We start from the raw sequence: 639 nt of genomic DNA on the forward strand, positions 1-639 counted from the left end.
CAAAAAACAATCAACATTACCGTTACCGCTGAAAAACCTGCCCTTCAAGCTAGTAATCTAGACATTCTCGCAGGAACAAAATCAGGCGATATCGCGTGGTTCCAAGGCATTTCGGCAACCGATAAAGCAGACGGCGATATTAGCAAAGACGTAAAAGTGGATTACAGCCAAGTCAATTTTAGCAAAGAAGGCAGTTATCCCGTTGTTTACAGCGTAACAAACAGTAACAACAAAACAACAAGCAAAACAGTCAACATGAACATTACCGCGGAGAACCCAGTCCTTCAAGCGACAAACCTAGCGACAATCGCCGGAACGAAACCCGATGAAATCCCATGGTTCCAAGATGTTTCCGCAACCGATCGCGCAGATGGTGATATTAGCGCCAACATCAAGGTAGATTACAGCGCAGTAAACTTCAAAAAAGAAGGCAGCTACCCCGTCGTTTACACAATCACAAACAGTAACAACAAAACGACAACAAAAACAATCAACATTACCGTTACCGCTGAAAAACCTGCCCTTCAAGCTAGTAATCTAGACATTCTCGCAGGAACAAAATCAGCGATATCGCGTGGTTCCAAGGCATTTCGGCAACCGATAAAGCAGACGGCGATATTAGCAAAGACGTAAAAGTGG

The 639-nt window shown here is 44.1% G+C and carries 1 protein-coding gene; it reads left to right on the forward strand.

Annotated elements, in window-relative coordinates:
- Window positions 1–633, forward strand: a 633-nt coding sequence (locus tag PCORN_RS17725) for an immunoglobulin-like domain-containing protein (RefSeq protein WP_149024418.1), incomplete at its 5' end; no start/stop codon positions are given.
- Window positions 634–639: the final 6 nt, after the last annotated feature.

The sequence above is a fragment of the Listeria cornellensis FSL F6-0969 genome, assembly GCF_000525855.1.
GTDB classification, from domain to species: Bacteria; Bacillota; Bacilli; order Lactobacillales; family Listeriaceae; genus Listeria_A; species Listeria_A cornellensis.